Here is a 10,387-nt window from a genome sequence, read left to right as displayed (position 1 = left end):
TTTCTTATCATCTACATATAGTACCAAATGGGTGTGATTACTCATTACGGCATAAGCACATACATCAATACAAAATACCTTCGCTAATTCAAGCAGCTTATCTTCAACCCACCCTCGTCGATGCTCGTAAGATTGACCTGTAAAACGGTCTTCGCCACATAAAAATGCACGACGAACACAGCGTGATATACAGTGATAGTATTTTGTATCAACCAAACTTACTTGACGCTTTCTTGCGATTGCCATAAGACACCCTGCTCGTTTTTTACACTAACTAAAACGTAGTCCTAAATTTTTAAAAGAGCAAAATTTAGGATGGGTGTCACTGTTAATTTGTCGTCTTCAACCCACCCTCGTCGATGCTCGTAAGATTGACCAGTAAAACGGTCTTCTCCACATAAAAATGCACGACGAACACAGCGTGAAATACAGTGATAGTATTTTGTATCAACCAAACTTACTTGACGCTTTCTTGCAATTGCCATAAGACACCCTGCTCGTTTTTTGCACTAACTAAAACGTAGACCTAAATTTTGAAAAGAGCAAAATTTAGGATGGGTGTCACTGTTAACTTGACTAACTAAAACGTAGTCCTAAATTTTGAAAAGAGCAAAATTTAGGATGGGTGTCACTGTTAATCCTTCCTGTCTTGACTTCAAGGGAGCGTCCATATATGTCACTGTTAACTTTCGTCGTTTGGATGGGATTGTTAGGCGCCTGGATCTTCACACAGAACGTTTAGTTGATCAAATAAAGCTCTAAAATTCTCAAACTCAGCTGCATCTAAATCATTGCAGTTATCTGAGAAATCATTTTTGTTTCCTTTAATGTTAAATACGTCTGTGCCTTGTATAATTGGATCATCTTTTAAATGATTGATGGCAAGAATATCATCTGTAAAATAGTGCTCAATTACAAAATATCGTTGTATTAATACAGCTTGATTAACGTAATGTGAGCGAAAATCTGGTACAGGCAGTGTGACTCCATAAATATCTTTAGTACGATGTTTTCTAACTTGTTCAGACAGGGAATGGTCAACAAAAATTTGCTTATTTAAGCCTTTGAAACACTCATTACCTTCTCTATCATTGTCGAACAGACCAATGACTTTGTGGTCTACAATATTTGCAAGATATTCGAGTGATCTTCTTACAGTATCAGCGCTACCAGTACGACTTTCTTCATCAAAATGAATACCTGATGAAATGATAGAATAAGGTAATTCAGTATTTCCGAACAGCTTATTCCATGCCACTTCTAATATTTTTTGATCTGTTTTACCTTCAGTCAAAATTATTGGTTTGTGCGAATTATTTTCAATTTCACTTAACGCACTGGCTAGTCCTTCTTTTACAGTTGAGAAGTTATCTATACTTAGTGCTGTTAATTGACCTTGGTTTTTTACGGTTTTATTAAGATAGAACAACTCACCTTCATCAACTTTATTTATAAGTCTATCATTGTGAGTAATTACATAAATTTGACTCTCGTCATGTGATTTTAGTTCGTCGATCAAACGAGATTGTAAATCTGAGTGTATATGTGAATCTGGTTCATCGATAAGGACTAGGCAGATTTCACCCTTACTCTTTTCGATGTATTCAATTGTGGAAAATATTTCTACAACTTGTAAAAAACCACTACCCATCATTGATATCTCTAACTCTTTGTGAGAAGAGCATTGAGCTGTAACTCTCACATACTCTGAGTCATTTCTATTACTATTTTTAAATCTGATCAAATAATTGCTTTTTAAAACTCTATTTATTCGACCTTCTAGTTGTTCGAATTTTTCTGCAACTTTTGTTGCTTGTGAATTTTCAGTTTTTAGTATTTTATTTCTTAATACATCATGAGATTTACCAACACTAATCTTTTTCTCAATTTGAGCATTGTTATAAAATGGTTCGTTTTTGTATATCGTGGATATTGGTCTTGTTTGATATATGAATATTGCATTTTTTAGAGAGCATTCTTTACTATCAATATGCCTCGCAAACCTTTCAAACTCTTCGAAGTTTTCATTATTAAAAATCCTCAGATATGAGTTTTTTATACCAGGTTTTTCGAATTTTATTTTTAAAGAGAACTCTTCATCAGCATCTTTAATAGTAATTGTTATTGATGCGCTCCCTAAGTTTGAGTTATAAAAAATATCATCGTCATTAACAAGTCTTATCTGATTAAGTTCTGAAAATGGGATGTAGTAATTTGTACTAGCTTTATAAAACTTCTTACTATTTTTTGCCTGTATCAACGTGTTGTAAGCATACTTCCAAAGAATTAGTGCTTCAAACAGAGTACTTTTACCAATATTATTTTCTCCAACAATAACGTTGAAATTCTCATTGCAATTTATCTCAATAGATTCAAATGACTTGAAATTATCAAGTTTTATTTTGGATATATACATTTACTACCTATAACTGTGTAGTGAAACTGATTGTGCCTAACAGCTTATTGAACCCATTTGGGGGGTTATAACACCCCCAAACAGCGTATATTACGTTGTTCGACATTTACACTAAACAACTCTATTAATAACAACTAACTACAAGAGTTACTCAATGACCTTTGTTATTTAACCCCAAAACGACTTTTAATAATGTTCTGGGACAAAACTTAAATAACTGTATTTATACACAGCTATTAATTAATTCTATTTTTATTCAACCAAGCCTTTAACTAAACGATTTATCAAACTACCACTCATTTTGAAACCTTGTATCCCTCTCACAAGGGTCACCATCTCTATCCCCATCCATTTTTGTATTAGGGCAGTTATTAATAAAAAATATTGCTTCGTCTTTTGATGTCATTTGGCTGCAGTGCTGCCTGCCATCACACGTAAAATTTTGCGTGCTTTTAGGAATAACGATTTTTGGGTGTTGTTCATCAAAGGTGGCTAAATCGGCATTGGTGGTTAAATCGTCATTGAAGATAACGGGTGTTTGGCTGCTTGAGTGAATGTTGTATTTATTAATCGCATAAAAGCAAAGTGCAGCAATTAGCGCAATTGAGGCGGCTTTACCTAAAAAGCTACTGGCAAAATTAGATTTGGCAATGCGGTGCGGCTGGTTATTGTGTTTTTGATAAGGGGCTTTAAGCTCTGCAACGCCTTCTATGCGGCAGTTAATTGCTTTGGTTTTACCGTCGGGCTGCGTAGCAACTTCAAAGTAAATGGTGTCGCCAACTTTTGGCTTGCGGCTCATGTGTTTGAGCGCTGATATGTGTATAAATGTGTCGTGTTCTAGGGTGTCTGATTTAATAAAACCAAAACCTTTGTCGGTTTTCCACGACTTTAACAATCCTTTGTTCATATATCCACCTGCTCTGCTTAAGCTGCGTTTTACGCAAATTCCATTTAGTTAACACTTGTTATTATACGTTCCTAAATTAAAACCATGCAACCAAATATTCATATTGCGTTAATTTTTACGCTTTACCTAATAAAATAAACTCAAAAATAAGCGTGCTAAAAACAGCTAAACCTCAACCTGTTTTATTTATAATTTGCGGCCAAATGTCCTTTAATTCACATCAACCATTACGCACTCACCCACCAGCTTAACAGCTTGTTTACACAAGGTTTTGTCATTAGTTATTTCTATCTGAATTAACCGTTTTTAGTACGATTTTTCATTCGTTATTTACTTAATTTATCTATACAATCCACACCTTATTTTTATGCACGTATTTTAAGTGATTATCTCATGCTATTAACGATTGTTTATATTATTGGTATTACCGCAGAAGCCATGACTGGCGCACTTAGCGCAGGAAGAATGAAAATGGATTGGTTTGGCGTAGTGCTTGTAGCCAGCGCCACGGCAATTGGCGGTGGTAGCGTTCGAGATATATTACTAGGCAATTACCCGCTTACGTGGGTACAACACCCAGAGTATTTATTAATTACCTGTATTGCCGGTATTGTCACTACGTGGCTGGCTAAATGGGTAGTTAAATTTAAAGGCATATTTATGCGCCTAGACGCCCTGGGTTTAGCTGCCTTTAGCATTATTGGCTGCCAAGTGGGGCTAAATATGGGGCTGCATTACGGTATTTGTGTAGTGGCCGCCGTTGTTACTGGCGTATTTGGTGGATTACTGCGTGATTTAATATGTCGCCAAGCGCCGTTGGTATTACATAACGAGCTATACGCGAGTGTATCGTTACTTGTAGCGTGCTTGTACTTAGCGCTACACCATTACAATATTGATGACAACATAAGCATTATTGTAAGCCTTGTTGCAGGCTACTTAATACGTATGGCCTCAATACGCTTTAAATGGCGCTTACCTACCTTTAGTTTATTAGAGCAGCACGCTAAATAAAAATAAGCCTTATTTAATATAACTATTAGCGTATTAATTTAATGCCCGCTTACATCACTTAACGCGGTTTTTAACCCGCTGTTATTTTGCTTAAGTACGCTAAAACTGCCATCGGTTTCTAGCACTACGGCGGCTACATCTTCTATGGCTAGTATACCAGCGCCACGAATAGCTGCGCGAATTTCTGATTTTGTTACCCGCTGCGATTTAAGTGCAGCCGTGCAATATTCACCATCACTCAGTAAAAGCGTGGGTTCTGCTTTTATAAGTGCTGCAAATTTTGACGAGCGCACACTAAGCCACGTAATAACATATTGCAGCCCTATTAATACGACAAAGGCCAGTATGCCCTCAGCTAACGGAACACTTTTTGAAATAATAACAGACGCTAATATAGAGCCCAGCGCAATGGTGACTATAAAGTCGAACACGTTCCATTTTGAAAGCGTACGTTTACCCGATACACGCAGCCAGAACACCAGTGCAATATAACCCAGTACGCCTATTGTAAGTACACGTAATAACCCCTGAATATCATCGTAAAACATAGTGGCTCCTTGCTATTAAAGGTGGCAATTAGCTTTTGCTTATAACCCTACATGGCGCTAAGTTAAATAACGATGAATAAAGTGCCTGTATTTACTTTGTTAGTTGTTTTACAAACTTAATTTTACTTAGCTCTGTGCTTTCTTTATCAACGTAGCCACAAACGTGATAACCATTAGTGATGAGCATAGTCAGCATTTGAGGAAACCGGTTCATCGATTTAACGTGTATATCGGTAAAGCCTTGTTCATAAGCCCACTTTTCTTGTTGAACAAGTAATTTTTTAGCAACACCTAATCGACGATAGTTAAAATGCACTCCGCCAAGCCAACTATAAAATTGTGTATTAGATAGCTCATAGCCAATTTTAAAACCAACTAATGTATCTTCTTTATGTGCTACTAATATCAATGCTTTTTTGTTTTCTAAACGGTTACGTAAAGTGTCACTATCAATGGCTGTTAGTAGTTCAGGGACATATTCACTTACTGCGGTTACATCATCAATTGTGCCTGTGGTTATAGTTATAGCCATAAAATTCCTTGTTTTTTATTATATGAATTGACCTAGACAGTTTAAATTTAAACTACGGTTGATTATGATGGTTTAAGCATTATATCTCTATATTCGCTTTTTAATTATTAGTAAGGATCACCATGTCTAACTATAACGAATCTCCAGAACAAGTTGAACAGGCCACTCAGGGCTTTGTTATGCAACAAACTATGTTACGTATTAAAGATCCAAAGCCATCGCTCGCATTTTATCAAAATGTATTAGGTATGAAGCTGTTAGGTAAGTATGACTTTCCTGGTATGAAGTTTACGCTTTACTTTTTAGGCTACGAGCAAGAATTGCCACAAGGTGATGATAAAACTAAAGCAGAATGGGTATTTGGTCGCCCTGCACTCATTGAGCTTACCCATAACTGGGGCACCGAAACCGACGACAGCTTTGAGGGCTACCACAGTGGTAACCAAGAACCTAAAGGATTTGGGCATATTGGTATTAGCGTACCGGATGTTTACGAAGCCTGTGAGCGCTTTGCAAAATACGATGTTGAGTTTATTAAAAAACCAGATGATGGCTCAATGAAAGGCTTAGCTTTTATTAAAGACCCTGACGGCTACTGGATTGAAATACTATCTGCCGAAGGAATTACTGAAATTATTCTTTCTCAGTAATCACTGTTTATATTAGAAAACCAGCTTAGAGTTGGTTTTCTAAATTATTTTTACTCACTAATTTGATACTTTAAATAGCTTTAAATAACTACAAATAAGTTATTTATAAGCCCAGGCATCTGTTATTGTTACTTGGCAATTGTTATAACTGGCCGCTTTTTTTTGCGCAATACCTCTTACCCTAAAGTTTGTTGAGTCATTAGGAAGTATAATTAGGTCTTCGTCGGTTATTGATAGCGTATCGACTAGTGCTTTTTGATCTGTTAAAAAATCGACCTTAAACTTTATATTTTTAAAGGTGAAGTCCGACTCGTTTTTTACCTGCCCTATGCATGCAACATACAATGCATCGTTTTCATTTTTAGTATTAATTTGGCTTACATTAGCGATTAAGTTTTTTTGTGCTTGGTCTTCAAGCCCTGCTACATAAATATTTTGATAAAAAATAAACCCAAAAATACCAACAATACTAAGCGCTAATGCACCAATAATAATGGGATTGTTTTCTAAGTTAGAATATTTAGCTTGAAGTGAGGTGCATTGCGGGCATTTTTTAGCCCGTGAATCTATAGCGCTAAAGCACATAATGCATTCTTTAGTGTGTTGCACCTTTTCCACTACAATAACCGTCCTTGTTAAGTATTAAAACCACCAGCATTACTGCCTTTAAGGTATTATAGTTTACTTATGCTAAAGAACCCCGTAAACACATATAGCTTAAAAAAGTAACGATTTTATAAAGCAACACAATGCACTGTATATAAATACAGTGCATGCGATTTTAGCATTTTAACGTAAAAATAAAAAAGCCAGCGATTAAGCTGGCTTATAGGTTTGCTAATTATTTACGTAGTGCGTCGATTCGCGCATCAAGCGGCGGGTGCGATGAAAACAATTCAGCCATCCCTTTGCCACTTGCAATACCAAAGGCCATCATTGAGCCTTCTAATTGCGAAGGATGGTTTTGCTTTAATCGCTCAAGGGCTGATCGCATTTTGTCAGCACCAACTAGTTTAGCAGCGCCGCTGTCGGCTGCAAATTCACGTTTACGACTGTAACTTGCCACTACTATGCTTGCTAGCACGCCAAATAATACTTGGAATAACATATCGAATAAGAAGTATGTCCAGCTACTGCCGCCCTCTTCTTCATCGCTATTAATAAAGTTATCTACAATGCCTGCCAGTACTTTTGCGGCAAATATTACAAAGGTGTTTACCACGCCTTGTATTAGCGTAAGCGTTACCATGTCGCCGTTAGCAATGTGCGATACTTCGTGGGCAAGTACGGCTTCGGCCTGATCTTTGGTCATGTTGTGCATTAAGCCTGTGCTTACTGCCACTAACGAGTTGTTTTTACTGGGGCCCGTTGCAAACGCGTTCATTTCTGGGCTGTCGTAAATAGCCACTTCTGGCATTTTAATACCTGCTTTTTGTGCTTGCGCAGATACCGTTTGTACAAGCCAATGTTCGGTTTCGTTTCGAGGCTGCGTAATTACATGCGCGCCTGTTGATTTTTTAGCGATCCATTTCGACATAAATAACGAAATAAACGATCCACCAAAACCAAATACGGTGGCTATAAGTAAAATTCCGCCAAGGCTACGATGACTTAAGCCCAGCGCACTCATTATTATTGAAAGCACTACACCTAATACCAACATAACCGCTAGGTTAGTTAATAAAAACAAAAATATACGTTTCATATTGTCCTCACAAAAATAGGTTTGATCACCGAACATAAAATTAAATTAGGTTAAAGCAATCACTGCGTTATGACACACTATGTCATAACGTTAGCGCTATTTTGTGACAAACTATGTCATAACACAAGTGTTATTTATGTGTTTATTGATAATTTTTTTAGGAAGGGTTTTACAGCAAATTTAAATATGAAGTTTCTTTATAAATCAGCTTATTACAAGCTATGATTTAGCTCTGCCATATCAATTGGAAATCCACGCTCGTGTGCCAATATGCGTGCAACTTCGCCAATTTTTTCGCCGCTATTATGTTTAAGGTACGACCATTGGTGGGTACTGCGGTGATGATTTACAGCAGGATCGCTGCTTATTATTCCCAACTTTATAAACTCACCCACTATCTGATCTGCCGCTATTAACGTTGACGATGCTTTAACATTTTCGGCCCGCGCATAATTAATATGTGAATATAAGCTTACATCGGCTACGCGCAAAGTGTCATCATCACCTGGAATTTGTTGCCCGCCAAACAAGGCATTATTTTGTGTATTAGCAGTTTTAAACGCGGGTACAAACTCGGCTACATAATCAATTGCTGTTTGAGTACGTGTTTGCAATGCTGTTTTGTCCCAGCCATCTTTAATGTAATGCAGATATTTATTGGGGAGTTTAGGTTGAGCACTCATTGGTGTTGCATCAGCTAAGCCGTCATTAAATAGCGTAATGTCGTTGGTCATGCCGTGTATTTGAAAATAACCATTTGGGTAAGGCGTTAGCTGCGCCATGCCCTCTGGTGTGCCACGGTTACCGTAAATAATAATTTCGGGTATTTGCCCACCAGCACCTTGCCAATGAGTAATGTAAGAGGCTTTAAATTCGACCATGCGTTTTACATCTACCCCAACCAGGTCGTCAATAATACCGGTTTGAAAACCACACGCATTAATTAGGTAATCTACCTCAATGGTTTGTGTATCAGTTGGAGTATCAGGTTGTTCATCAAGGCTTTGCTCTGATTGGTATTCAATGCGCCACTTAAGTGTTTGCTTATCATTATTGGTATTTATAACTGGCGATACACTTTTAACACTGGTGCTTGTTAAAACGTGAGCGTGTTTGTACTGTGCAAGGGCGAGTTGTGCACTGGCCGATAAACGAAAAATATTCCAACCATATTCTTGTGCAACAATAAGCGGAAACTTTAGCTTATTTAAATCTAAATGCTTAGCCACGGGTATCATCCACTCATCTAACGACGTGGGCTTGGCTACTTGTTTTTGCTTAGCAAGCTTTAGCATTTGCTCATAACTATATAACTGATAATAATGCTCTGGCTCGCCTAATACTTTGTTAGCGCTGTCTTGATTAACAAGCTCGCTATAGGCTTTTACTAATTTATTTAAACGCGGAAATAAATCCTCTGGTGAGTCGTCATCGCGTTTAGGTACGGCAAATACTGTGGGGCGAACATCTATGGTGTGAGGATAAAGGCGCGCAATATCTATACATTGCTTGAGTAAATCTATGCAGTCTTCGTCGGGTATTTCGCGATATAAATTGCCACCTGCGTGCAAATGGCACATTGGAGGACCATCAATTAACGACTTTTTCTTTTCAAGTACATAAGTTTCTAACCCTAACGCAGCAAGCCTAATGGCTATTGTGGCGCCAGCTGTGCCCCCACCTATTATGCCTACGCGTTTTTTAGGTAAGCCATAGTTTAGTGCTTTTGGCTCAGCGCTTACGTGCGCATCTGGGGCGTAGTTTTCAATAAATGGGTGCGTCATATAGTCGTTATGTCCTTAGTAACATTGTCTTTAAGCAAGCTATGTATTTATAAACGTTTATATGTGTACTAAGGCTGACTATTTCAAGATTTACCTAACAAAGTAGCTTTTTTAAAACCGCTTAAGTGTTTATAGATAACGCACTAAGCAAGCTTTTGTATATTTGTAACTTAGGAGTTTGCTCGCTGTATGGGCTTATGGCAAGTATTGGAAACGGTAAACGTGCTTTAAGTGAATCAAGGTTTGCTTGGTACTCGTCCATGTTTTTATCGACTTGGTTTGCAATCCAACCAACGCAGTTTATTCCCATACTTTGCATATGCGCAGCGGTTAGTAACGCATGATTTAAGCAACCTAGCTTCATACCAACAACCAGTATTACCGGTAGTTGCTCTGCTTTAACCCAGTCGTATAAATACTCCGTATTGTTAATAGGTAACGCCCAGCCACCAGCACCTTCGGTAAGTATGTAATTAGCGCCCTGCTGTTTTACATCATTATAAGCATCACTTAGTTTATCAATAGTAATACTAACCCCAACTTGCTCAGCGGCTATGTGCGGCGCAATAGGTGGCGCAAACGCAAACGGATTTACTACGTCGTATTTAGCGCTGACTGTTGCGCTTTCCATTAGTATTAGAGCATCAGCATTTACTAGTTGATCGAATGCCATTTCGCAGCCAGCAGCAAGGGGTTTAAAGCCAATGGCTTGTTTTTTGTGTTGGGCAAGTAACTTTAATAGCAAACTGGTAACGTGGGTTTTTCCGGCATCGGTGTCGGTGCCTGTTATAAAAAATTCTTTCATGCGTTGCCTTTAATGTCTTTGGGCTT

At 37.8% G+C, this 10,387-nt stretch carries 10 protein-coding genes and 2 pseudogenes; 2 read left to right on the top strand and 10 right to left on the bottom strand.

The annotated features are described in order from the left end of the window. The 4 genes and pseudogenes from I6F42_RS04440 to I6F42_RS04425 all read right to left on the bottom strand — a co-directional run. A pseudogene (locus tag I6F42_RS04440) lies at positions 1-246 on the bottom strand (transposase); the annotation flags it as partial. Between the two features lie 98 nt (positions 247-344). Then, positions 345-485, bottom strand: a pseudogene (locus I6F42_RS04435) (transposase); the annotation flags it as partial. Positions 486-709: 224 nt separating this feature from the next. Continuing rightward, positions 710-2,416 carry an ATP-dependent endonuclease gene (locus I6F42_RS04430; protein ID WP_197151114.1) on the bottom strand — a complete coding sequence of 569 codons (1,707 nt, stop codon included), beginning with the start codon at positions 2,414-2,416 and terminating at the stop codon, positions 710-712. A 289-nt stretch (positions 2,417-2,705) separates the two neighbouring features. Next, positions 2,706-3,323 carry a cold shock domain-containing protein gene (locus I6F42_RS04425; RefSeq protein ID WP_197151112.1) on the bottom strand — a complete coding sequence of 206 codons (618 nt, stop codon included), beginning with the start codon at positions 3,321-3,323 and terminating at the stop codon, positions 2,706-2,708. Between the two features lie 393 nt (positions 3,324-3,716). Here I6F42_RS04425 and I6F42_RS04420 point away from each other — a divergent pair, with 393 nt between their 5' ends. Then, the gene (locus I6F42_RS04420; RefSeq protein WP_002961255.1) at positions 3,717-4,337 is read left to right on the top strand and encodes a trimeric intracellular cation channel family protein; all 621 of its coding nucleotides are present in this window, start codon (positions 3,717-3,719) and stop codon (positions 4,335-4,337) included. A 38-nt stretch (positions 4,338-4,375) separates the two neighbouring features. Here I6F42_RS04420 and I6F42_RS04415 read toward each other — a convergent pair whose 3' ends face one another. Continuing rightward, complete coding sequence (locus I6F42_RS04415) at positions 4,376-4,885, bottom strand: DUF421 domain-containing protein (RefSeq protein ID WP_007586767.1); 510 nt, start codon at positions 4,883-4,885, stop codon at positions 4,376-4,378. A 91-nt stretch (positions 4,886-4,976) separates the two neighbouring features. Next, positions 4,977-5,417 (bottom strand): GNAT family N-acetyltransferase, encoded by a 441-nt coding sequence (locus I6F42_RS04410; protein WP_197151103.1) that lies wholly within the window; start codon positions 5,415-5,417, stop codon positions 4,977-4,979. A 122-nt stretch (positions 5,418-5,539) separates the two neighbouring features. On the opposite strand from I6F42_RS04410, the gene gloA reads away from it, so the two are divergent. After that, the gene (gloA, locus tag I6F42_RS04405; protein ID WP_197151094.1) at positions 5,540-6,067 is read left to right on the top strand and encodes a lactoylglutathione lyase; all 528 of its coding nucleotides are present in this window, start codon (positions 5,540-5,542) and stop codon (positions 6,065-6,067) included. Positions 6,068-6,166: 99 nt separating this feature from the next. Here gloA and I6F42_RS04400 read toward each other — a convergent pair whose 3' ends face one another. From I6F42_RS04400 to bioD, 4 genes are all read right to left on the bottom strand, one after another. After that, entirely contained in the window at positions 6,167-6,685 is a 519-nt protein-coding gene (locus I6F42_RS04400; protein WP_308807873.1) for a hypothetical protein, read from the bottom strand. Positions 6,686-6,908: 223 nt separating this feature from the next. Continuing rightward, entirely contained in the window at positions 6,909-7,772 is an 864-nt protein-coding gene (htpX, locus tag I6F42_RS04395; RefSeq protein ID WP_197151092.1) for a protease HtpX, read from the bottom strand. Between the two features lie 212 nt (positions 7,773-7,984). Next, on the bottom strand, positions 7,985-9,556 hold the full coding sequence (locus I6F42_RS04390) for an FAD-dependent oxidoreductase (protein WP_197151089.1): 1,572 nt from the start codon (positions 9,554-9,556) through the stop codon (positions 7,985-7,987). A gap of 121 nt (positions 9,557-9,677) precedes the next feature. Next, complete coding sequence (gene bioD / locus I6F42_RS04385) at positions 9,678-10,361, bottom strand: dethiobiotin synthase (protein WP_007586785.1); 684 nt, start codon at positions 10,359-10,361, stop codon at positions 9,678-9,680. Positions 10,362-10,387: the final 26 nt, after the last annotated feature.

The organism is Pseudoalteromonas sp. SWYJZ12 (genome assembly GCF_015864395.1).
In the GTDB taxonomy this organism is placed as follows: Bacteria; Pseudomonadota; Gammaproteobacteria; order Enterobacterales; family Alteromonadaceae; genus Pseudoalteromonas; species Pseudoalteromonas arctica.
This window is presented reverse-complemented; position numbering and strand designations above follow the sequence as displayed.